The sequence below is a fragment of the Rhizobium sp. ZX09 genome (genome assembly GCF_017357485.1).
Classification (GTDB): domain Bacteria; phylum Pseudomonadota; class Alphaproteobacteria; order Rhizobiales; family Rhizobiaceae; genus Agrobacterium; species Agrobacterium pusense.
Window position 1 is genome coordinate 573,928 of the sequence record NZ_CP031363.1, and the last position, 20,833, is coordinate 594,760.

A 20,833-nucleotide genomic window follows, 5' to 3' on the forward strand; every position below is an offset into this window, starting at 1 on the left:
TCCCGCATAGGATCGACAGACCGGATGTTTCAGGGACTTTCCCATGCTCGAAAAGCTCAAGCGATGGGCGAAATCCATCAAGCGTGACGTTCACGCCCTTTATCTTGCCGCACGCGATCCACGCACGCCGCTTTTGGCTAAAGTGGTGGCGATGCTGGTCGCCGCCTATGCGCTTTCACCGATCGATCTCATCCCGGATTTCATTCCCGTCATCGGTTATCTCGACGATCTGGTCATCGTCCCGCTCGGCATCCTCCTTGCGGTGCGTCTTGTGCCGCCGCCACTGCTGGCGGAGCATCGATTGACGGCCGCGGCCGCGCAATCCCGTCCCGTCAGCCGCGTGGCTGCTGCCATATTCATCGCTCTGTGGCTGGCGGCGTCGTTCACGATTTTGTTTGCGGCAAAAAATTTCTTCTTCCCTTGACCTTCCCATCATGGGAAGCCCTACATAGGGTCTCGAAAGGGGATTTCCCATGAACGAGACAGTCAGACACGCCCATCCAAATCAACCGGTTTCCATTCCCGTGGAAGGCATGACCTGCGCTTCCTGCGTGCGGCGGGTGGAAACGGCCGCGGCCAAGGTGCCCGGCGTCATGTCGAGTTCCGTGAACTTCGCCACAAAGAAGCTTACGGTCGAGCCGGCTGAAGGTTTCTCGGCCAAAACGCTTGGCGCTGCGATCAAGAAGGTGGGTTACGATATTGCACCGGATCGGCATGAATTTACCGTCGAAGGTCTGCACAGCGACGCGGATGCGGCGCGGTTGAAGGCGGTTCTGGAAGCCGTCGCAACCACCATTAACGCCACTGTCGATACCGCAGCCGGCAAGGCCGCCGTGGAGACGATCGGCGGCCGGCGTGAACGGGACGCGCTGGTGGAAACGGCAAAACTTGCCGGCTTTGCATTGGCGACGCCAAAGCCGCACGACCATTCCGCCCATCAATCCCACAACAAGCACGAGGGGCATCACCACGGCCAGAGCCAGATGGCGACGGCCGGTGAAAGCGGCGGCCATGATCATATGCAGCATGCGGGCGAAGAGGGCGCGCTGAAACGCGACCTGACGATCGCCGCCATCCTGACGGCACCGCTTTTCGTGCTGGAAATGGGCGGCCATCTCTATGAGCCGATGCACCACTGGCTGATGGGCATCATCGACACGCAGAACCTCTATTATATCTATTTCGTGCTGGCGACTTTGGTGATTTTCGGACCGGGTCTGCGCTTCCTCAAGACCGGTTTTCCGGCCCTGCTGCGCGGCGCGCCGGAAATGAACTCGCTGGTGGCGTTGGGCGTTACTGCCGCCTATCTCTATTCCGTCGTGGCGACCTTCGCGCCCGACCTGCTGCCGGCAGAGGCGCAGTTCGTCTATTATGAAGCGGCAACGGTCATCGTGACGCTGATCCTGACCGGACGGCTTCTCGAAGCCCGCGCCAGCGGCCGCACCGGAGACGCTATCCGCAAGCTGATGAGCCTGCAGGCGAAGACCGCCCGTGTAGAGCGCGATGGCGCCACCATCGATATTTCCCCTGACGATCTGGTGATGGGCGATATCGTCGTCATCCGTCCCGGCGAGAGGCTGGCGGTGGATGGCGAAGTTGTCGAAGGCTCGTCCTATGTCGATGAATCCATGATATCAGGCGAACCGGTGCCGGTGGAAAAGACGGTTGGCGCGGCGGTTGTTGGCGGCACCATCAACAAGACCGGGGCCTTCAAGTTCAAGGCGACCAAGGTGGGCGCCGATACCATGCTGTCGCAGATCATCCGTATGGTGGAGGAGGCGCAGGGCTCCAAGCTGCCGATCCAGCTGCTTGTCGACCGGGTTACCGCGCTGTTCGTGCCCGTCGTCATTGCGATTGCGGTGCTGACCTTTATCGTCTGGGCGATTTTCGGTCCCGAACCTGCCTATACATTCGCGCTGGTCAATGCGGTCGCGGTGCTCATCATCGCCTGCCCATGTGCCATGGGTCTTGCCACGCCGACTTCCATCATGGTCGGCACCGGTCGGGCAGCGGAGCTGGGCGTGCTGTTCCGCAAGGGACAGGCCCTGCAGGAACTGCGCTCGGCTGAGATCGTCGTGGTCGACAAGACCGGCACCGTCACCAAGGGCCGCCCGGAACTGACCGATCTCGTGGTTGCGGAAGGATTTGTCGATAACGACGTGCTGGCGCTGGTCGCCGCCGTCGAGGGCCGCTCGGAACATCCGATTGCCGAAGCCATCGTCCGGGCTGCGGAGGAAAAGAAGGTGGCGACCCATGCAGGACTCGAAGCTGCAACTATCGAGAACTTCGAAAGCGTGACGGGTTATGGCATCGCGGCCACCGTCAATGGCCGCAAGGTCGAGGTCGGTGCGGATCGTTACATGGCCAAACTGGGTCATTCGGTTGATGTCTTCGCCGAAGCTGCCGCAAGGCTGGGTGACGAGGGCAAGACGCCGCTTTATGCCGCGATCGACGGCAGGCTGGCGGCTGCAATCGCCGTCGCCGATCCGCTGAAACCGTCAAGTGTCACCGCCATCAAGGCGTTGCAGGCGATGGGCATCGAAGTGGCTATGGTGACGGGCGACAATGAGCGTACGGCAAACGCCATAGCCCGGCAGGTCGGTATTTCCCGTGTGGTTGCGGAAGTGCTGCCTGATGGCAAGGTAAAGGCGATCCATGAGATGCGGGCAGACGGCAAGGTGCTGGCTTTCGTCGGCGATGGCATCAATGATGCGCCGGCACTGGCAGAGGCCGATATCGGCATTGCCGTCGGCACCGGCACGGATGTCGCCATCGAAAGCGCCGATGTGGTGCTGGTTGGCGGCGATCTTCTTGGCGCGGTCAACGCCATCGAGATGAGCCGCGCGACCATGCGCAACATCAAGGAAAACCTGTTCTGGGCCTTCGGTTACAACGTGGCGCTGATACCGGTTGCGGCGGGCGTGCTTTATCCGTCTTTCGGCATCACGCTGTCGCCGATGATCGGTGCGGGGGCGATGGCGCTGTCCAGCGTCTTTGTTCTCGCCAATGCACTGCGGTTGAAACGGGCGAAGGTCGCTCATCGGGAGGTGAAATCGTGAATATCGGCCAGGCGTCGGAAGCATCGGGCGTTTCCGCCAAGATGATCCGTTATTATGAGCAGATCGGTCTCATCACCCCCGCCGCGCGCACCGGTAATAATTACCGCGTCTATGGAGAGCAGGATGTCCATAACCTGCGCTTCATCAAACGTGCGAGAACGCTCGGTTTTTCATTGGAAGAAACCGAGACGCTGCTTAAACTCTGGCAGGACAAGAGCCGTGAGAGTTCGGCGGTAAAGGAAATCGCGCTCGTCCACATCGCCGATCTCGAACAGAAGATCGCAGAGATGAAGAGCATGGTGAAAACGCTCTCCCATCTCGCCCATTGCTGCGGCGGCGACCACCGGCCCGATTGCCCCATCCTCGACGATCTCGCGGGTGCCGACAAGACAGACAGCAAGCCCGCCAGAACCCACTGAAAGAAAGCCGGTGCGAAAATATCGGCGCCGACCAATAGGAGAAATCATGACCCTAACCACCTTCCTCATCCCGGACATGACCTGCGGCCATTGCGAAAAGACCCTGCGCGGCGCACTTTCGGACGTCCTTCCCGACGCCGCCGTCAATATCGATCTTTCCACGCATAGGCTCACGGTAACGGGTGACGCCGCAACCGCGGAGGAAGCAATCCGCGAGGCCGGTTACTCGCCTGAACGGGCGGGCTGACGCACGTCGTTCCTGGAATGAAAAGGAAAGATATGCTGCTGAGTAGCATCATTTTTCCTTTGAAGGCAGAACTCCAATGTCCGTCTCGACCATCTCATTCAATCCTATCGCGGCCTTGGCGACACGCTGCCGGAGGCATTCGAGCGGGCGGTCCTGCGCATCGGCGCTATTGAGGCGGATATGCAAACCCTCGGCAAGGCACCGTTTCGCGGGACATTGATGCCTGAACTTTTGCCCGGCCTTCGTCGGGTCGCGAAAAATCAGGCGATCTTTCATTTCGATGTTGATGACGGCGAGAAGACATTGCGTGTTCTCGCCGTCTTCTTCGGTGGGCAGGATCATCAGCGCCACATGTTGAAACGCCTCGCATCCGGCCTGACAAGCGGTTAAACCTCGTCGAACGCCCCGCCCTCGCGCGAGGGATTGCGGTTGATCACCCGTTCCTCCGCATCGTCGGGCAGGGCCTCGTCGCTTTCTTGATAGGGGTCGTCCTCGCTCTCGGCCTCTTCTTCCTCGATTTCCTGCTCGATGAATTGAGGAATTTCTCCCTTGGCGGGGAGGGCGTCGATGTCGAGGTCGAGCAGGTCTTCATCCATGGCGTCTTCGTTCGAGGGCAGGATTTTTTTGCGGTCCATGACGGTATCCTTTCTATCGGTTATTCGGCAAACGAGCGGAAACGCGCAGGGTTCCTGTCGCCTGCGAATTCCCTCGGATTGAATGGCGCGAAAAAGCTGTCTTGACCTCAATGGCGCTTGAGGTTCTAGTTTGCCCGCCGTATCGCGAAAATCGAAAGGATGCGGCTTTGACGAGTATGGAAATGACGGAGAAAAACGGCTGGGGTGAATTGTTGAGCGGGACCAATCTCTCGCTTTTAACCGTCATCTCCTCCGGTATCGGCCTGCACGCTTTCAACCAGTTCGCGGTCGTCACGGCTTTGCCGGTGGCCGTGAATGAAATCGGCGGAGCGGCCTTTTATAGCTGGGCCTACAGTCTCTATTTCGTCGGTTCCGTCGCTGGCGGCGTCACCGCCGTGCTGTTTCGCGAACGTTTCGGCGCGCGCACGGTCCTGCTGCTGTGCTGCCTGATCTTTTCTCTGGGTTCCATCCTTTCGGCAATCGCCGACGACTTCTTGTGGGTCGTCGTCGGTCGCGCCTTGCAGGGTCTGGCGGACGGGTTGATCGTTGCCGTGTGCTACAGCCTCATTCCCGCCGGTTTCCGCTCTGGCCTGTTGCCGAAGGTCTTCGCCATAGAGGCGGCGATCTGGGCGGTCGCCTCGTTCATCGGCCCGCTCACAGGCGGTTTCGCAACGGAACATATCTCCTGGCGCGCCACCTTCCTGTTGTCGGCCCCCCTGATTCTGTTGCTCGTGGCCTATACCGCCATTGCCGTCTCCGCCGAGCGACCGGTGGTGACGACGCGCAGGCCGCTTGTGCCGCTGGCGCTATGCCTGGTCGGCGCATTGGCGTTTTCCGCTCCCTCTGCCTTCGAGGATGCGAGCCTGCGCGCCCTGTCCCTGCTGGCGGGTGCTGCACTCCTGTGGGCCTCGCTCCGCGCGGGCACACGGCCTTCCGTTGGATTGTTTCCGAAGGATTCGTTTCGGTTGAAGACGGTGCTCGGCAGCGGCTTCTGGGTGCTGTTCCTGATGTCCTACGCCCACGCTCTTGGCAGCGTCTATCTGGCCTATGTCGCCATCAATCTCTGGCGTCATGAACCCACCTTCGCCGGTTTTATCGTGGTAACGATGCCGCTCGCCTGGAGCCTGGTGGCAATGCTGATCGGAAGCCTGCGCTCCGATCGCCTGCGCGAGGTTTGCCTGCATTACGGCCCGTATCAGATGGTGCCGGGCTGCATTTTGCTCGGGCTTGGGCTTTCGACCGGCAGTTCGGTCGAAATGCTGCTTGGGCAAATCCTGATAGGATCGGCTTTCGGCATGTCATGGGCCGGTATCAGCCAGGCGGCCATGGAAGCCGCACCGGAGGAGGAACGCAAGATGACGGGCGCTCTGCTCTCCACGGTCGCGACACTGGGAGCCGCCGCCGGTGCGGGTGCAAGCGGCACCGTGGCCGCTGCAACCGATCTCGTGACGCAAATCGATCGGGCAGACGTGACGATGCCGATGATGTATCTTTACGGACTTGGTGTCCTGGTGTCGCTGCTGGCGATCTTCACGGCAAAGGGGCTGCGCAGCGAGCGCTAGCGCCCCCGCCGCGGCCTGGTCAGGACTGGGTAGTGGCGATGGTGATCGCCGTCAGATAGACCACAAAGGCCATGACGGCGATCGCGCCGATGACGATGACGATACCCTTTCCGGCGCGCTTCTTCTCGGTCTTGTTCTCGTTGGCTTCCGTCGGAAACAGGATGGGATCGCTGGTGTCGCGGATTTTGGTCATGCCGTTTCTCCTTTCGGCGGAATTTTTCGGGCGTTTCTGGTCTATCAACCACCCAATCCGCCAAAAGGTTCCTTAGGGACGCAGCGCCCAGGTCGTGGCGTGGACCACCGCCCCGGGCTCGGCCTTTAAAAGAGCGGCGCGCACGGGCTCGAAGCCCTCGATGCGTTTCGTGCCGACATACCGTCCGCGATTGGCAAAAACCTCCATGGAGCCGTAATCCAGAAAGATACGGACGCGCGAGGCCCTTGCGCCTTTGGCAATGTAATGTGGGGAGGGGCCCTCCCGCCCATCCTCGTGGCGGATCCAGAGGCCCGTTTCGTCGCTGACGAGACCGAGCGTGACCGTCGGGTGATCAAGCGCGAGTTCGAAGGGCACCCCCGGCGACGCAAGCTCGATCAATATCTCCACTGCGCCGTTGATGAAGGTGACGCGCTCGCCGGCCGCAAGCCGGGTGCGGTCGAGAATGTGGCTGCGCAGGCTTTCGGCCGCGCCGATGGGTGGGGTCAGAAGCTCGCCATTCACATAAGTGATCCGGCGCGGTAACGTCATGGAGGTGGGGAAATCGATCTCGGGATTGGCGTCGGCCCAATTGGCCAGCCAGCCGATGCCGATGATGCTATCCCCGTCCAGAAAGGCCTGAAAGGCATAATTATCGGTGCCGAAATCGAGCTCCTGACCGGATTCCTTGGTGAAGACCTTGCCGTCGAACCAGCCCACATCGGCCATCGTCAGGTTCTTGCGGCCTGTCTCGGGGTCTTCCGAGTGCATCAGTCCGTAGATCAGCACCCAGCGCGTGGAACGGGCATTGGCGGGGCCATCGAGCGGCAGCAGGCAGGGGCATTCGATGGCTGTGGTTTTATAACGCGTTTCCACCCAAAGCTTGCCCACATAGGTCCAGCCGGAAGCAGCCGTGGGGTCGAGCGTTTCGTAAAGCAGGATGACACCGCCGCCCTCGCTCTGGCTGCCGAGCACCATTTTCCATAAGCCATCGGGACCGCGAAAGACGTAAGGATCGCGGAAATCCGGCGTCAGCCCCTGTCCGTCCGGACGATGGCCCAGAATGACGTCTGCCTGCCCTGCCATGATGAGATCGGAAGAGGTGGCGGTGAGCTGTATCTGCTGTTCGGGAATGCGGTCCTGCACCTGCTCGGTGAAGAACACGCGGATGCCGGTGCCTTCCACCAGCGGAATGGTGGAGCCGGAATAGGCGCCGCCGCGCTTGTCCGGCCGGGTGGTCAGGTCTTCTGACGGAAAAAGGAAGATCGGCAGATGCCGCCAGCGAAGATAATCGGAGGAGACCGCATGCCCCCAATGCATGGTGTTCCACCGCAGCCCGTGCGAATAATGCTGATAAAACAGATGCGGACGGCCCTCGAAGCGGCCAAAGCCGTTCGGATCATTCATCCAGCCGAAGGGCGGGCGGAAGTGGTAGCTCCCGGGAAGTTCCGGCGCGGCATTGTCAGGCTTGGTATGAACAACCGTGATGCCGGTTTCGAGTACATCCGATGCCGTGAACCAATAAATCACCGAAACGGCGGTGGTGACCGTGTCGTAACTCAGCTCCACATGGCCGCCGCCAAAAACCTGATAGATCCGAAACCCGTACTCTTCGGTGTTGACGCTTGAAACTTCAGCGAATTTTCCGTTTTGATTGGAGAAGGAAACCGCACCCGGCTCGCCGGCTTTTTTTGCCTTCAGCCAGACATGAAAGGTGGCGTTGACGGGCAGATCGGTGTGAATGGTACGGATGGCGCTTTCCGGTTCGGCGGTTACGGCTTCAACGACGGTCATTGCTTTTCCTTTCCTTTCGGCATTCTGCGGGTCAAGCATAGGAACGATGATGGCGATGGAAAGTTCATTGCGCAAAATTGAATGAGGCGAAGGAGCGGAGCTCCGGCATTTATCGCTCGCATCCGCCGCCCTCCGGCCCCATATAGAGGCAAAGCAGGGAGTTTATCCGTGATGAAATTTGACAATTCCTATGCCCGCCTGCCGGAGCGTTTCAGCGCCGCGGTGCTGCCGACGCCGGTAAAGGCACCGCTCCTCATCGCCTTCAACCGTGGGCTTGCCGACGAGCTTCGTCTCGACGTCACCGGCCTTGACGATGAAAGACTGGCGGCGATCTTTTCGGGCAATGTCGTGCCTCAGGGAGCCGAACCGCTGGCCATGGCCTATGCCGGCCACCAGTTCGGCGGTTTCGTGCCGCAGCTGGGCGATGGCCGCGCGATTCTTCTGGGCGAGGTGATCGACAGGAACGGCAAACGGCGTGATATCCAGCTGAAAGGCTCCGGCCCGACGCCGTTCTCGCGCAGGGGTGACGGGCGCGCCGCGCTTGGCCCTGTGCTGCGCGAATATATCGTATCGGAAGCGATGTTTGCGCTGGGCATTCCCGCCACCCGGGCCCTGGCGGCTGTTCTCTCCGGCGAAAGGGTGCAGCGTGAAGTCGGCCTGCCGGGCGGCGTCTTCACCCGTGTCGCGGCAAGCCACATCCGTGTCGGCACGTTCCAGTTTTTCGCCGCGCGCGAGGATGACGAGGCAATCAGGAACCTCGCGGACTATGTGATCGACCGTCATTATCCCGAGGCGAAAGAGGCAGACAATCCTTATCTCGCCCTGCTGAAAGGCATAGCGCAACGGCAATGCGACCTCATCGCCCGCTGGATGATGGTAGGCTTCATCCATGGCGTGATGAATACCGACAATATGGCGGTCTCCGGGGAGACCATCGATTTCGGCCCCTGCGCCTTCCTTGATGAATATCATCCCAACAAGGTTTTTTCCTCCATCGATGCGCAGGGCCGTTACGCCTATAACAACCAGCCCGGCATCGCCCAGTGGAACATCGCAAGGCTGGCGGAATGCCTGCTGCCGCTGCTCGATCCGCAGGTGGAAAAGGCCGCTGAACTCGCCAATGGGGTTCTCGCCGATTTCGCTGCCGCCTTTCCCAAACGCTGGCTTGCCGGCATGCGCGCAAAACTTGGTCTGACGGCGGAGGAAGAGGGCGATATGAATCTGGTGCAGGGGCTGCTGGCGCTGATGCAGGCATCGGAAGCGGACTATACGCTGACCTTCCGTCGTCTTTCGCATGCCGTCAATGGCGACGCCGAGCCATTCCGCGGCATGTTCATCGATATTGCGGGCGCGGACGAATTTCTCGCCCGTTGGCGGGAAAGAGCCGGTCGGGAGGGGATTTCCGATTCCGAAAGATCGACGGCGATGCTGTCAGTTAATCCGGCGATCATCCCACGCAACCACCGCATCGAGGAACTGATCGAGGCGGCAGTGGAGGAGGATGATTTCGAGCCCTTTCACGCCATGCTGAAGGCGATTGCGACGCCCTTCGAGGAGCGGCCGGACAATTTCGTCTATATGCAGCCGCCGATGAGCCATGAGCGGGTATTTCGGACGTTTTGCGGGACGTGACGACCTCACCGTCATGCCGGACTTGATCCGGCATCCAGCCGACGCGCGTCTGCGCGGCGAATAGAGTATTTCCAGCCCAAGGACTTGGGCTGGCTGGATACCGGCTCAAGGCCGGTTGACGGAATGAACTGAGACCGGTAGCTCACCCCACCCGAGCCAGTGGCTCATGGGCGCCATAATACCGGCCGAACCGGTTATCGAGGAACTTGGGCAGGTCCACTTCCTCCTGCCGCACGAAGCCCTTCTGCGGCAGCGTGCCTTCGGCAAGCAGATCGAGAACGGTGCAGATGCCTGAGGCGGTTGTGATCTGGATGGCGCTCATCATCCGGCCGGAAACGGGACCGGCATAGACCTTGTTGGCGTAGGTTTCCTGCAGGAAGCGGCCGTTGCGGGTGCCGCAGACGGTGACGAAGACGATGACCACATCCTGCATGGTGCCGGGAAGGGCGTTCTCGAACAGGTCCTTTAGAACATCACGGCGATTGCGCAGGTTGAGATCGTTCAGCAGCGCCTTCATGATCGCGACATGGCCGGGATAACGGATGGTGCGGTAATTCATCGTCCGCACCTTGCCTTCCAGCGTGGCGCAAAGCGTGCCGAGACCGCCTGACGTGTTGAAAGCCTCATAGGTGACGCCATCGAGCGAGAATTCTTCACGCTCCTCAAGCGCCGGAACGGCGGTGAGGCGGCCTTCGACGATCGCTTCGCAGGGCTCGATATATTCGTTGATCAGCCCGTCCGTGCTCCAGGTGAGGTTATAGTTGAGCGCATTGGACGGATATTGCGGCAGAGCGCCGACGCGCATACGCACGCTGTCCAGCTTGTCGAACTTGCCGGCAAGATCGGCGGCGACGATGGAAATGAAGCCGGGCGCGAGGCCGCATTGCGGGATGAGCGCCGTCTCCGCCGTTTCCGCCAATGCCTTGACCTTGCGGGTGGATTCCACGTCTTCGGTCAGATCGAGATAATGCGTGCCGACGGCAACGGCCGCTTCGGCAATGCCCGCCGTCAGGTGGAAGGGGGCGGCGGACAGCACGGCGAATTTGCCCTTCAGCAGTGCTTCAAGCGCCGGTCGGTCGGTGATGTCGACGATCTCGGTGTCGACGCGATCGTGAGCAGGCACATTGGCCAGCTGGTCGGCCGAGCGATCGGCAACCGTGATACGATAATCGCCCGTTGCGGCCAGCATCCAGGCGATGGCCGAACCGATATTGCCTGCGCCTATGACGACGATGTTTTTCATATTTTTGTTCCCCGCAGAAAAATTCGTAGGGCACAATCATATTGCGGTTTAACTGCGATTCGGAGCTTCACTATGTGCAGATCGCTCGTTATTATTGAACGATAAGACGACAGGATTGATCATTATGACGATCACTGAGAAGGACCGGGCGCTGCTGGCGCTGCTTTCCGAAAATGCCCGCATGCCGGTGGCGGAACTGGCGCGCAGGCTCGGCCTTTCGCGCACTACGGTGCAGGCCCGCATCGAGCGTCTGGAGGCTGACGGCGTGATCGCGGGTTATGGCCTCAGGCTTTCGGAAAGCTATCTTTCCGGGTTGGTGCGCGCGCATGTGCTTATCACCATCGGGCCCAAGGCGCTGCCGGCGGTGACGGCGGCGCTTGCCGCCATCAAGGAAGTGACGACGCTGCATTCGGTGAGCGGCGCATTTGACCTGATCGCCATTCTGGCCGCGCCATCGATCCTGGAGCTTGACCGGCTGATCGACCGCATTGGCGCCTTGGACGGCGTGGAGCGCACGCTGTCATCGATCATTCTGTCGACGCGGATCTCGCGGTAAGAAGCGTTTGAAAGAGTGGAAGATAAGCGAAACCCACTTCCGTCATGCCAGACTTGATCCGGCATCCAGTCGCTGCGCGTCTGCGCGGGGAACAGAGTCTTTTCAGCCCATGGACTTGGGCTGGCTGGATACCGGATCAAGTCCGGTATGACGGAAGCGATGGTCTGCAAAACGAAACAACAAAGGAGCTTGCCACTCCTATGTTTCTCTCGCTACGCGAAAGCGAAGCCGTCTAAACCACCGTCCGCTCATCATAAGCCTTCTGTGCCGCCATCACCGCGTCCATATTGCCCTCCGCCCAATGGGCAAGCGCCGCCACGGTGTCCGTCAGCGTGCGCCCCAGCGGCGTCAGTGAATATTCGACGGTGACAGGAACCGTTGGAAAGGCCTGCCGTGAAATCAGCCCGTCACGCTCCAGCTTCTTCAGCGTCTGCGACAGCACCTTCTGCGATATGCCCTTGATCTCGCGCCGTAACAGGTTGAAGCGAACGGCATCACGCCGCAGCTTGTCGAGGATCAGCAGCGCCCATTTGTCGGCGATCCTGTCGAGCACCATGCGTGTCGGGCAGCGGTCCTCATAAACGTCATAGATATTTGCCATCGATTTCACCCTGTTGTTTCAAGGCTATGCCGGTTTCCGCGAGGAAACCAGCTAACCGAAAAGTGCTCTCTTTTCATGATTTCTCTAACGCAGTATCTGTGTTTTCGAAACATGGTTTCCATTAGATACTAAGGAGATTTGAGATGGCAGGCAAGATACTCGTAATCGGTTCAACCGGCACCATCGGCACGCCGCTGGTCAGGGCACTGGTGGCCAAGGGCGAAAACGTGAAGGCGGCATCGCGCAGCGGCAGGGCGTCGGACGGCGCGGAAGGGGTGCGTTTTGATTATACCGACGCATCGACTTATGCGGATGCCTTCGACGGTGTTGACCGCCTGTTCCTGCTTCTTTCCGGCGGGCGTCTGGATGCCATCGACGCGCTGACGCCCGTTGTCGAGGAGGCCGCACGCCGGAAGGTGAAGATCGTGTTCCTCAGCGTTCTCGGCGTCGATGCCGACGATTCCATTCCCTATCGCCAGATCGAGCTGAAGATCATCGCGTCAGACACGCCTTACGTCATCCTGCGTCCCAACTGGTTTGCCGATAATTTCCACAGCTACTGGAAAGCCGGCATCGACCACGGCCAGATCGCCGTTCCGGCGGGCGAGGGCAAGTCAAGCTTCATCGATGTGCGCGATATCGCCGATAGCGCCGCCGCCGCTCTGACATCCACGGCCTTTGACGGCAAGGCCTTCAATCTGACCGGACCAAGGGCAGTTGGCTACGGCGAAGCGGCAGCACTGATTTCGCAGGCTATCGGCAAGCCAGTGTCTTATGCCGCCGTTTCGGACGAGGTCTTTATCGGCATCCTCACGGGTGCAGGTGTGCCGCAGGACTACGCGTCCTTCCTCGCCTCGATCTTCCATCCCGTTCGTGAGGGCTGGACCGCGGTGGTGACCGGCGACGTGGAAACGCTGACCGGCCATGCGCCGCGTTCGCTGGAGACCTATATCGCCGACAATCTGGACCGGCTTAAAGGCTGAGACTCAACGAGAGCCCGCCGCGCTTAAGCCGGATCGGTGGAGCCGCGGCGGGCCTTGAAGAACATCTTCAGCCGCTGGATATCCTCGGCATTCCAGCCCTGCGGCGCCGTCACCTCCGTCCAGGCATCGATGTAATGTTCCGGCGCATAGACATGGCCATATCCGATCGGCGCCGTGGTGGCGGCAGCAACATCGAGGCCGAGCTGTAGCAGGGTGACGACCGGGAACCAGCGGAAGGATGTGGAAACGTCTGGCCCGTGGTGCACCATCCATTGCGGCCGCCGGTAAAGCGAGGCGGCTTCGAAGAAGGTGATGGGGTCGCTGGCATATTGCAGATAAACGATCCGCATCGGCCCCCAGGTCGCATCAGGCGTATGCGCGGTGGTATATTGGTTGGCGAAGCGGATGACGGAGGAATCGCGGAAACGCGGCAGCCATTCCGGCGTACCCTTCACCCGGCCATTGGTGGCCATGCGCCATGTCGGGCTGGAGAAAGGAGGGCCGCTCCACAGCGCGCCCTGGAAGGGATCGGAGAGCACATCGTAAAGATCGGAGGACTTCTGCGAGTTGAGCGAACCGAGGCTCAAGCCGTGCAGATAAAGCCTCGGCCGCTTTTCCTTCGGCAAGGTGGTCCAGTAGCCATAAACGGCTTCAAACAGAGCGCGCGCCGTCTCGACGCCGTAATCCGGCTCCGTCAGCAAGGCTATCCAGCTTGAGAGATAGGAATATTGCACGGCAACGCTGGCGATATCGCCGTCATGCAGATACTCGACGGTATCGAGCGCTTCCGGATCGATCCAGCCGGTGCCGGTGGGGATGACCACCAGGAGCACCTTGCGTTCGAAGCCGCCGACACGTTTCAGTTCCTCAAGCGCTAGGGATGCCCTTTCATCCGGGGTCGAGGCGGAGTTCAGGCCTGCATAGACCCGGAGCGGCTCCTTGGACGGGCGGTGGGTGAAGGCGGAGATGTCAGCGCTACGAGGGCCTTCAGCGACAAATTCGCGGCCGCGACGGCCGAGCGATTCCCATGTCATCAGCGAGGCGCTGCTGCCGGTCTTGAGCGAATCGGACGGGCGCGGCACATCGGGTTCGATCAGCGCATCCACCTGTTTCAGCGAGGAATCGGCAAATCTTAAGCCGATGTCGAAGATCAGCCCGTTGAGCAGCATCCAGGACAGAATGATGGCCGCGGCGATGCCGAGCACATTGGCCAGCCGGCGCGGCAGGAAATGCCGGCTGCGCGTCGCAAAGAAACGGCGGATCAGCTGGAACAGCCGGCCGGCGCCGATGAGAATGGCAGCCACCAGTATGGCGATGGCGCCTGTCTTGGTGGGGTGCGCGCTGGGGAGCGGATCGAGCTCCATCAGCACGCGAATGGAGTTCTGCCAGTCTTTCGCCTGCCACAGAAACGCAATCGCCGTAATCGCGGCGGCAAGCGCAATGAGAAACCGAACGCCGCGGACATTATGACGCGAGGGTTCAGGCAGCTCCAGATAAGCCCAGATCGCATGAAGGGCGACGCCGATCATGTAACCGATCGCGAAAGAAAACCCGCACAGCACACCTTGCATCAGCCATGTTCGCGGCAGGAGCGATGGTGTGAGAGAAGCGCAGAAGAGAACCGTGCCAAAGACGATGCCGGTTGCTGAAAGACCCGCAAACAACCGCTCAACCCATTGTTTTACCAACTTGACTTGTCCCTTCTACTCACCGCCTGATGCTAAGTGTAATATGTGACGGACGAGGGTGCAAATCCCGTGATCAGGATAAAAATCACAGAAATAGGAAAATAATCCTTTACACCGTGACGGTGGTTTGATAGTGTTTGGCTATAGTCGGAGATTTGCGGCTGAACGGCAATGGTTGTCTTTGGGACTGCCCGTAGCGCTTTCTTCACCACCGCGTTCCTGTGCTTGTCACAGGAATGAGGGTGAGTGAGGTGCAAGCAAACTTGCCTTGTTCGCGGGCTCCTCTTTATTTGTTCTTTCTCTCGCAGGCCAATCCCATGACAACGTCCAGCAATTGCGATCCGGCGCTCTACAGCGTCTGGCCGGAAACGCCCGCCTATGCGGCTGACGACATGCCGGAAGCCGCGCCCGAGACGAAGTCGCGGGCCGACAGGCTGGCCGCCGAAGATGCGGCGCGCAACGGCAGCCTGCGGCAATTGCTGAATGAGCTGACGGAGGAGATGCGCGAGCAGTTCTGCCTGTACCGCAATCTCCGCCAAGTGAGCGAAGCGGCCTTTCTGGCGACGGCGGAGGATGCTTCGGGCAAGCTGGCGCGCGCCGATGTGAAGGCTGCGACGGACCAGCTTTCGCTGATCGTCCGCACGCTGGAGCGGATCGACGCGTTGCAACGGGTGCTGGCGGAAGAAAGGGAAGCTCTTTTCAGCGAAGACGAAACCGAGGTCGGGGACTACGAAGCGGCGGTGGCGCATTTCCTCAATCGCATCGATGAACTGGCTGAACAGAAATGCCGCGCAAAGATGGCAACCGATCCCGCTTGCAGCCCCTTCGCAGAAACCGACACATGACGGATATGTCGACCGGACCCCATCTGACGGCGCAGGTCTTCAATCTTCTGCGCGACTGGCGTTTCATCGGCAACCTGCCGCAGCAACCGCCGGAGGGCGACTGGCGGACATGGCTTCTGATCGGTGGACGCGGATCCGGCAAGACCCGCGCCGGGGCGGAGTGGGTTCACGCCGTCGCGTCCGCCGGCAGGCAATCGGATTTGCGCATCGCGCTGGTTGCCGAAACGCTGGGTGATGCCCGGGAGGTGATGATCGACGGCATTTCCGGCATTTGCCGTATTGCCCGCCGCCATCGTCCCGCCTTCGAGGTGTCGCGTCGGCGGCTGCTTTGGCCCAACGGGGCGATGGCGCAGGTGTTCTCATCGGAAGACCCGGAAAGCCTGCGCGGGCCGCAGTTCCACATGGCTTGGGCGGACGAGCTGGGCAAATGGAAATATCCACAGGAAACCTGGGACATGCTGCAGTTCGGCCTGCGTCTGGGTGAATTGCCACGACAGCTGGTGACGACCACGCCACGGCCCATTCCATTGCTGAAGGCGCTTCTGGCCGATCCTTCGAGCCGGGTGGCCCGGATGCCGACGGCCATGAACGCGCGGAACCTTTCTCCCGGTTTTCTGAAAGCCATGCAGGACCGCTACGGGGGCACGCGGCTCGGCCGTCAGGAAATTGGCGGCGAACTGATCGATGAGCGCGAGGGCGCGTTATGGAAACGCGCCGATCTGGAAGCGATCGTTGAGGTTGCGGCTGCGCCGCTTTCGCGGATCGTGGTGTCGGTCGATCCGCCGGCCGGCAGTGGTGAAAATTCCTGCTGCGGCATCGTCGTGGCGGGACTGGGCATGGCCGGGCGTCTCACGGTGCTTGCGGATTGTTCGGTGGAAGGCGAGACGCCGGCCGGCTGGGCTCGCGCCGTCGTCGCCGCCTTCCGCCGCCACGAGGCTGACCGCGTCGTGGCAGAGGTCAATCAAGGCGGCGAGATGGTGCGCGCCATGCTGCAGAGCGTAGAGGCCAACCTGCCGCTGACGCTGGTGCGGGCAAGCCGCGGAAAGTTCGCCCGCGCCGAACCGGTCGCCGCGCTCTATGAGCAGGGAAGGGTGCGCCACGCCGCGCGATTTGAAAAGCTTGAGGACCAGATGACGGATTTCGGACCGGAAGGCCTGTCGACCGGGCGCTCGCCGGACAGGCTGGACGCACTCGTCTGGGCGATCACTGCGCTGACGACGATGGTGACCAGCGAACCGAAGGTGCGGGGGATGTGAGATGGTGATTTAGTGGCTCCAGGGACCTAGAGCCAATAACGCCTCAAGCGTGCCGCCTGTTTCTTCTCCCGTTGGGCAGAAGGACCGCAACGCGGGATGAAGAGGCAACGGTCAAGATGTGCCGCGAGAGCATGGATGTCAGGAGCTTGCCCGTCATCTGACCCTTGGGGCCATCTTCTCCCCAGCGGGGAGAAGAAAAAGTGAAGGACCCGCCCGATTTCGGGCGTCGGGCAAATATTATTTCTTCGGAGATTGCGCCGGCTTCGGCTGGGAGCCGGTTTCACGCATCTGGCGCCACTCGTTTTCGAGACGGTCATAAACGGTCTGGGGGATTGTCGCTGTCATGGTGGCATTCCTCCTTGAATGGTTAACGCTGCAGGATTGCGCGGTAAATGGAGTTAGCGCGCTAAGGTTCCGGAATTCAAGGAATTTTTTACTCCAAAACCCCGGTCCGAGGATTAAAATCGATTAAGGTTTTTTCAAATCGATTTAGTCCTGACGGACGTCAGGGGTCATGAACCCCAAGTTATATCAAGTGTCATATCAGGAGCAGGCCATGGTGTTTGACGAGGCGCGATTCGTCGCGTCGGTGCGGAAATCCCTGTTCGGCGGGCGGCTGCAGACGGCGCAGCTTGCCGGGATGAAGACGATCCTGTCGGGCTTTGCGACGGCGCTGCCCGGCGGCGATCCCCGGTGGCTGGCTTATATGCTGGCGACTGCTTTCCACGAGACGGCGGCAACCATGCAGCCGGTGCGCGAGACTTTGGCGACAACCGATGCCGAAGCGATCGCACGGCTCGACCGCGCCTTTGCCGCCGGCGGCCTGCCGATGGTCCGCAGACCCTACTGGCGGCGTGATGCGGAAGGGAAAAGCTGGCTGGGACGTGGCTTCGTTCAGCTGACCCATCGCCGCAATTATGAGACCATGTCAGTGCTGACCGGGGTGGATCTAACCGACCGCCCCGAGCGCGCCATGGAAGCGGACGTGGCGACGACTATCCTGATCCAGGGCATGGTGGCCGGCAGCTTCACCGGCAGACGTCTTGCGGATTTCTTCGATGCAGAGCGCGAAGACTGGGATGCGGCGCGCGCCATCATCAATGGCAGCGACCGGGCCAGCCTGGTGGGCAATTATGGGCGCGCATTTCATCGGGCCCTTCTTGCGGCGCGGATTGAACCGGCGCGGCCCAGGTGATAACCCGTTACGCAGCGCCGAGAAGGCCGCCTTCGAATTTCGCATGACAGGTGACACCGTGATCCGCCATATCGTCTTTTTCACCGTTCCCGAGGAAAACCGCGACGCCGTCCGCAAGGGCCTTTCCGGCCTTACCGCGATTCCGCATGCGCTGAAGCTGGAAATCGGCGAGAATGTGAAGAAGGACCAATGGGGCAATTCCGTCGATTTCATCGTCTATGGCGAATTCGAAAACGAGACGGCGCTGGCGGCCTACAAGGCCGATCCCGCCTATGATCTTTCCACCCGCACGGTGAAGCCGCTGCGGGAAACCCGCGTCGCCGCCGATTTCGACAGCGATACGGCAGTAAAAGCACCGATCCGGTAACGGTTCGGTTCAGCTGCGCAAGTGACGGGCATCTGCCCGTCGTCTGCCGAGAGCCGGCGAAAAAAATCTTTTTCCGTTTGGGCTTTGAGTCCCGGTATCCCTTATTTCTGTGCCTGTCGCAGGAAACCAGCCGACGCGTGTCTGCGCGACGACAAGACTCTCTTCGGCCCAAAGAGCTGGGCTGGCTGGTTCCCTGTGACAAGCCAGGGATGAGGAACATCACAAACAAGGACACCGTCATGCGATTTCCCTTTTCCCTGCCGCGCAAGCGCCCGGCGGATGGCAACGCCATGCCCGAAAACCGGAAAATGGCTGGCGGCTTCATGGCCGTGGCCATGCAGGGCGGGCAGGCCTTCTGGTCCGGCCGGTCCTATGCCGCGCTTGCCCGTGAGGGTTTCATGAAGAATCCCGTAGCCCACCGGGCTGCCCGCATGGTGGCGGAAGCGGCCGCGTCGGTGAACTGGCTGCTTTACGACGGCGATGACGAGATAGGCGATCATCCGCTGCTGGCGCTTCTGGCGAGGCCGGGCGCCCACATGGGCGGGCCGGATTTCTTCGAGGCGCTTTATGGCCACCTCATGCTGGCCGGAAACGCCTATGTCGAGCCGCTTGTGATCGGCGGGCAGCTGCGTGAACTGCATCTTCTCCGGCCTGACCGGGTCAGCATTGTCGAAGGGCCGGATGGCTGGCCGGCGGCTTATGATTACCGCGCCGAAGGCCGGGCCACGCGGTGCATCGCCGCCGAGCGGGACGGGCTGGGGCTGCTGCATCTCAAACTGTTCCATCCGCTGGATGACCGGGTGGGGTTCGCGCCGCTCGCCTCCGCCGGCGCGGCGCTTGATCTCCACAACGCGGCCAGCCAGTGGAACAAGCGCCTGCTCGATAATTCCGCCCGGCCTTCCGGCGCGCTGGTCTATCAGCCGCGGGAAGGCGGCAATCTTTCCGCCGAACAATATGAACGGCTGAAGCGCGAGCTGGAGGAGGGCTATCAGGGCGCCATGAATGCCGGCCGGCCGCTGCTTCTGGAGGGCGGGCTGGACTGGAAGGCGATGGGACTATCTCCGCGCGACATGGACTTTCTGGAAGCCCGCAACGGCGCGGCCCGCGATATCGCGCTCTCACTCGGAGTACCGCCAATGCTGATCGGCATTCCCGGCGACAATACCTATGCGAATTACCAGGAAGCAAACCGCGCCTTCTATCGCCTCACCGTGCTGCCGCTCGTCAACCGCACGGCGGCGAGGCTTTGCGGTTGGCTTGCGCCGATCTTCGGCGTGGGGCTGCGACTGGAAGCCGATCTCGATCGGATTGCCGGGCTCGCGGGCGAGCGGGACGCGCTCTGGACACGCATCGGCGCAGCCTCGTTCCTGAGCGACGAGGAAAAACGCGAGGCCGTCGGTTATTGAACGGACGGCGTTTGCTTTCGCTTTGACGGTTCAAGCATTGTCTGAAGAAGCGGATTCTCTTTGTGAGCTCATCCGTCCAAGCGATTCCGAAGATTCGTAAAATCACCCGGTGCAGGCGCGCAGGAAGCGGCTGCGTGCGACGCGGCGCGTCCGCCCGATGACAACATCCTAGAACGGAATGATTACCCATGTCTGAATTCGCCAATGAGGCCGGCATCTGGGCCGCCCGCATCACCGGCGCCGTGGCGGGCGCGGGTGTATCGCTCGTTTATCTCCTGCCGAAAAGCAAACGCGAGGCCGCGAGCCGTTTTATCACCGGGGTCTCCTGCGGCATGATCTTCGGCGGGCCTATCGGCCTGTGGATCGTGCAGCAGCTTGATATTGCCGGTGCGCTCTCCGGTCGCGAAATCATGGTGGCGGGTTCCGCCGCCGCCAGCATGGGGGCCTGGTGGGGGTTGGGCGTGCTGGTGCGCATCGCCGACCGTTACAGCGCCCGCCCGCGCGCCTGATATTCCCCTCACATCGCAGGAGTTACCCATGCACGCCTATCGCGGGCCGCGTCCCGCCACGCGTAAATTCGCCAATCTGGAACTGCGCGGCATTGCCGGCGACGGCACTTTTTCCGGTTACGCCAGCGTCTTTGGCGAGATCGATCTTGGCCGCGATGTGATCGAGCGCGGCGCCTTCCGCCGCTCCATCGAGGAGCGCGGTGCGTCCGGTATCCGCATGCTCTACCAGCACGATCCGGCCCAGCCTATCGGCGTCTGGCGCACCATCCGCGAGGATGAGCGTGGCCTTTATGTCGAGGGTATCCTCACGCCCGGCGTCGCCCGGTCGAGGGAAGTCCATTCGCTGATGAAGACCGGCGCTCTGGACGGGCTGTCCATCGGGTTCCGCACGGTTCGTTCAAGTAGGGAAGGGCGTTCCGGCAAGGCGGCCCGCGCCGGTGTCCGGCGCATTCTGGAGGCCGATCTCTGGGAGATCTCCGTCGTGACTTTCCCAATGCTTCCCTCGGCTCGCGTCTCCGATGTCAAGCATGCCCGCTTCTTCCGCGACCGCGACACCGAACTGGTGCGCAGCATGCGCCGCGCCGCCCGTTCGCTTTTCGATACCGCCTTCAAACGCTGATTTCCGGACAAACCGCAACAAGGAAAA

Annotated in this window: 22 protein-coding genes; 15 read left to right on the plus strand and 7 right to left on the minus strand. The window is 61.1% G+C overall.

Annotated features, from left to right (window positions below; translation table 11 throughout):
• Positions 1 to 43 precede the first annotated feature (43 nt).
• From BTN45_RS02805 to BTN45_RS02820, 4 genes are read left to right on the plus strand one after another with little or no spacing between them, the layout of a single operon-like run.
• Positions 44 to 424: a YkvA family protein gene (locus BTN45_RS02805; RefSeq protein WP_004440697.1), complete on the plus strand. Its 381-nt coding sequence runs from the start codon at positions 44 to 46 to the stop codon at positions 422 to 424.
• Between the two features lie 49 nt (positions 425 to 473).
• A complete protein-coding gene (locus tag BTN45_RS02810; RefSeq protein WP_207588837.1) occupies positions 474 to 3,059 on the plus strand; it encodes a heavy metal translocating P-type ATPase in 2,586 nt (861 codons plus the stop codon).
• Positions 3,056 to 3,478 carry a Cu(I)-responsive transcriptional regulator gene (cueR, locus tag BTN45_RS02815; RefSeq protein WP_004440702.1) on the plus strand — a complete coding sequence of 141 codons (423 nt, stop codon included), beginning with the start codon at positions 3,056 to 3,058 and terminating at the stop codon, positions 3,476 to 3,478. Before BTN45_RS02810 ends, cueR begins: the two co-directional genes overlap by 4 nt.
• Positions 3,479 to 3,524: 46 nt before the next feature.
• Positions 3,525 to 3,725 (plus strand): heavy-metal-associated domain-containing protein, encoded by a 201-nt coding sequence (locus BTN45_RS02820; RefSeq protein WP_207588839.1) that lies wholly within the window; start codon positions 3,525 to 3,527, stop codon positions 3,723 to 3,725.
• Positions 3,726 to 3,773: 48 nt separating this feature from the next.
• Here the strand turns inward: BTN45_RS02820 and BTN45_RS02825 are convergent, their stop codons facing one another.
• Positions 3,774 to 4,076, minus strand: a complete 303-nt coding sequence (locus tag BTN45_RS02825) for a hypothetical protein (protein WP_207588840.1) — start codon at positions 4,074 to 4,076, stop codon at positions 3,774 to 3,776.
• 35 nt (positions 4,077 to 4,111) lie between these two features.
• Positions 4,112 to 4,360, minus strand: coding sequence for a hypothetical protein (locus BTN45_RS02830; protein ID WP_004440706.1), 249 nt, complete (start codon positions 4,358 to 4,360; stop codon positions 4,112 to 4,114).
• A gap of 176 nt (positions 4,361 to 4,536) precedes the next feature.
• Between BTN45_RS02830 and BTN45_RS02835 the strand changes: the two genes are divergently transcribed.
• The gene (locus tag BTN45_RS02835; RefSeq protein ID WP_207589610.1) at positions 4,537 to 5,922 is read left to right on the plus strand and encodes an MFS transporter; all 1,386 of its coding nucleotides are present in this window, start codon (positions 4,537 to 4,539) and stop codon (positions 5,920 to 5,922) included.
• Positions 5,923 to 5,941: 19 nt separating this feature from the next.
• On the opposite strand, the gene BTN45_RS02840 is transcribed toward BTN45_RS02835, so the two are convergent.
• Both BTN45_RS02840 and BTN45_RS02845 read right to left on the minus strand, forming a co-directional pair.
• Positions 5,942 to 6,115 (minus strand): hypothetical protein, encoded by a 174-nt coding sequence (locus tag BTN45_RS02840; RefSeq protein ID WP_004440709.1) that lies wholly within the window; start codon positions 6,113 to 6,115, stop codon positions 5,942 to 5,944.
• 72 nt (positions 6,116 to 6,187) lie between these two features.
• Complete coding sequence (locus BTN45_RS02845; RefSeq protein WP_004440712.1) at positions 6,188 to 7,906, minus strand: glycoside hydrolase family 32 protein; 1,719 nt, start codon at positions 7,904 to 7,906, stop codon at positions 6,188 to 6,190.
• 171 nt (positions 7,907 to 8,077) lie between these two features.
• Between BTN45_RS02845 and BTN45_RS02850 the strand changes: the two genes are divergently transcribed.
• Positions 8,078 to 9,538, plus strand: coding sequence for a protein adenylyltransferase SelO (locus tag BTN45_RS02850; protein WP_207589612.1), 1,461 nt, complete (start codon positions 8,078 to 8,080; stop codon positions 9,536 to 9,538).
• Positions 9,539 to 9,680: 142 nt separating this feature from the next.
• Here the strand turns inward: BTN45_RS02850 and BTN45_RS02855 are convergent, their stop codons facing one another.
• A complete protein-coding gene (locus BTN45_RS02855; RefSeq protein ID WP_207588841.1) occupies positions 9,681 to 10,781 on the minus strand; it encodes a saccharopine dehydrogenase family protein in 1,101 nt (366 codons plus the stop codon).
• Between the two features lie 124 nt (positions 10,782 to 10,905).
• Between BTN45_RS02855 and BTN45_RS02860 the strand changes: the two genes are divergently transcribed.
• Positions 10,906 to 11,337 carry an Lrp/AsnC family transcriptional regulator gene (locus BTN45_RS02860; protein ID WP_207588844.1) on the plus strand — a complete coding sequence of 144 codons (432 nt, stop codon included), beginning with the start codon at positions 10,906 to 10,908 and terminating at the stop codon, positions 11,335 to 11,337.
• A 232-nt stretch (positions 11,338 to 11,569) separates the two neighbouring features.
• Here the strand turns inward: BTN45_RS02860 and BTN45_RS02865 are convergent, their stop codons facing one another.
• On the minus strand, positions 11,570 to 11,938 hold the full coding sequence (locus BTN45_RS02865; RefSeq protein ID WP_004440721.1) for a helix-turn-helix domain-containing protein: 369 nt from the start codon (positions 11,936 to 11,938) through the stop codon (positions 11,570 to 11,572).
• 143 nt (positions 11,939 to 12,081) lie between these two features.
• Here BTN45_RS02865 and BTN45_RS02870 point away from each other — a divergent pair, with 143 nt between their 5' ends.
• Positions 12,082 to 12,921 (plus strand): SDR family oxidoreductase, encoded by an 840-nt coding sequence (locus BTN45_RS02870; RefSeq protein WP_207588846.1) that lies wholly within the window; start codon positions 12,082 to 12,084, stop codon positions 12,919 to 12,921.
• Between the two features lie 23 nt (positions 12,922 to 12,944).
• On the opposite strand, the gene BTN45_RS02875 is transcribed toward BTN45_RS02870, so the two are convergent.
• The gene (locus BTN45_RS02875; protein ID WP_207589614.1) at positions 12,945 to 14,585 is read right to left on the minus strand and encodes an alpha/beta-hydrolase family protein; all 1,641 of its coding nucleotides are present in this window, start codon (positions 14,583 to 14,585) and stop codon (positions 12,945 to 12,947) included.
• Positions 14,586 to 14,926: 341 nt separating this feature from the next.
• On the opposite strand from BTN45_RS02875, the gene BTN45_RS02880 reads away from it, so the two are divergent.
• The 7 genes from BTN45_RS02880 (at position 14,927) to BTN45_RS02910 (ending at position 20,806) form a co-directional block, all read left to right on the plus strand.
• On the plus strand, positions 14,927 to 15,454 hold the full coding sequence (locus BTN45_RS02880) for a hypothetical protein (RefSeq protein WP_006700089.1): 528 nt from the start codon (positions 14,927 to 14,929) through the stop codon (positions 15,452 to 15,454).
• Entirely contained in the window at positions 15,451 to 16,710 is a 1,260-nt protein-coding gene (locus BTN45_RS02885; RefSeq protein WP_207588848.1) for a DNA-packaging protein, read from the plus strand. The genes BTN45_RS02880 and BTN45_RS02885 overlap by 4 nt, the downstream gene beginning before the upstream one ends.
• 556 nt (positions 16,711 to 17,266) lie before the next feature.
• Complete coding sequence (locus BTN45_RS02890) at positions 17,267 to 17,905, plus strand: hypothetical protein (RefSeq protein WP_207588850.1); 639 nt, start codon at positions 17,267 to 17,269, stop codon at positions 17,903 to 17,905.
• Positions 17,906 to 17,963: 58 nt separating this feature from the next.
• Positions 17,964 to 18,272 (plus strand): Dabb family protein, encoded by a 309-nt coding sequence (locus BTN45_RS02895; RefSeq protein WP_207589616.1) that lies wholly within the window; start codon positions 17,964 to 17,966, stop codon positions 18,270 to 18,272.
• Between the two features lie 239 nt (positions 18,273 to 18,511).
• Positions 18,512 to 19,678 (plus strand): phage portal protein, encoded by a 1,167-nt coding sequence (locus tag BTN45_RS02900; RefSeq protein WP_207588852.1) that lies wholly within the window; start codon positions 18,512 to 18,514, stop codon positions 19,676 to 19,678.
• A 188-nt stretch (positions 19,679 to 19,866) separates the two neighbouring features.
• The gene (locus tag BTN45_RS02905) at positions 19,867 to 20,187 is read left to right on the plus strand and encodes a DUF6107 family protein (protein WP_003509186.1); all 321 of its coding nucleotides are present in this window, start codon (positions 19,867 to 19,869) and stop codon (positions 20,185 to 20,187) included.
• Positions 20,188 to 20,215: 28 nt separating this feature from the next.
• Positions 20,216 to 20,806, plus strand: a complete 591-nt coding sequence (locus BTN45_RS02910) for an HK97 family phage prohead protease (protein ID WP_004440741.1) — start codon at positions 20,216 to 20,218, stop codon at positions 20,804 to 20,806.
• The last annotated feature ends 27 nt before the right edge of the window (positions 20,807 to 20,833 follow it).

What these genes read in the sequence shown, in the direction of transcription:
- BTN45_RS02805 (WP_004440697.1), top strand. Translation starts at nt 44, where the DNA reads ATGCTCGAAAAGCTCAAGCGATGGGCGAAATCCATCAAGCGTGACGTT.
- BTN45_RS02810 (WP_207588837.1), top strand. Translation starts at nt 474, where the DNA reads ATGAACGAGACAGTCAGACACGCCCATCCAAATCAACCGGTTTCCATT.
- BTN45_RS02820 (WP_207588839.1), top strand. Translation starts at nt 3,525, where the DNA reads ATGACCCTAACCACCTTCCTCATCCCGGACATGACCTGCGGCCATTGC.
- BTN45_RS02830 (WP_004440706.1), bottom strand. Translation starts at nt 4,360, where the DNA reads ATGGACCGCAAAAAAATCCTGCCCTCGAACGAAGACGCCATGGATGAA.
- BTN45_RS02835 (WP_207589610.1), top strand. Translation starts at nt 4,537, where the DNA reads ATGGAAATGACGGAGAAAAACGGCTGGGGTGAATTGTTGAGCGGGACC.
- BTN45_RS02840 (WP_004440709.1), bottom strand. Translation starts at nt 6,115, where the DNA reads ATGACCAAAATCCGCGACACCAGCGATCCCATCCTGTTTCCGACGGAA.
- BTN45_RS02845 (WP_004440712.1), bottom strand. Translation starts at nt 7,906, where the DNA reads ATGACCGTCGTTGAAGCCGTAACCGCCGAACCGGAAAGCGCCATCCGT.
- BTN45_RS02850 (WP_207589612.1), top strand. Translation starts at nt 8,078, where the DNA reads ATGAAATTTGACAATTCCTATGCCCGCCTGCCGGAGCGTTTCAGCGCC.
- BTN45_RS02855 (WP_207588841.1), bottom strand. Translation starts at nt 10,781, where the DNA reads ATGAAAAACATCGTCGTCATAGGCGCAGGCAATATCGGTTCGGCCATC.
- BTN45_RS02860 (WP_207588844.1), top strand. Translation starts at nt 10,906, where the DNA reads ATGACGATCACTGAGAAGGACCGGGCGCTGCTGGCGCTGCTTTCCGAA.
- BTN45_RS02865 (WP_004440721.1), bottom strand. Translation starts at nt 11,938, where the DNA reads ATGGCAAATATCTATGACGTTTATGAGGACCGCTGCCCGACACGCATG.
- BTN45_RS02870 (WP_207588846.1), top strand. Translation starts at nt 12,082, where the DNA reads ATGGCAGGCAAGATACTCGTAATCGGTTCAACCGGCACCATCGGCACG.
- BTN45_RS02880 (WP_006700089.1), top strand. Translation starts at nt 14,927, where the DNA reads ATGACAACGTCCAGCAATTGCGATCCGGCGCTCTACAGCGTCTGGCCG.
- BTN45_RS02885 (WP_207588848.1), top strand. Translation starts at nt 15,451, where the DNA reads ATGACGGATATGTCGACCGGACCCCATCTGACGGCGCAGGTCTTCAAT.
- BTN45_RS02890 (WP_207588850.1), top strand. Translation starts at nt 17,267, where the DNA reads ATGGTGTTTGACGAGGCGCGATTCGTCGCGTCGGTGCGGAAATCCCTG.
- BTN45_RS02900 (WP_207588852.1), top strand. Translation starts at nt 18,512, where the DNA reads ATGCGATTTCCCTTTTCCCTGCCGCGCAAGCGCCCGGCGGATGGCAAC.
- BTN45_RS02905 (WP_003509186.1), top strand. Translation starts at nt 19,867, where the DNA reads ATGTCTGAATTCGCCAATGAGGCCGGCATCTGGGCCGCCCGCATCACC.
- BTN45_RS02910 (WP_004440741.1), top strand. Translation starts at nt 20,216, where the DNA reads ATGCACGCCTATCGCGGGCCGCGTCCCGCCACGCGTAAATTCGCCAAT.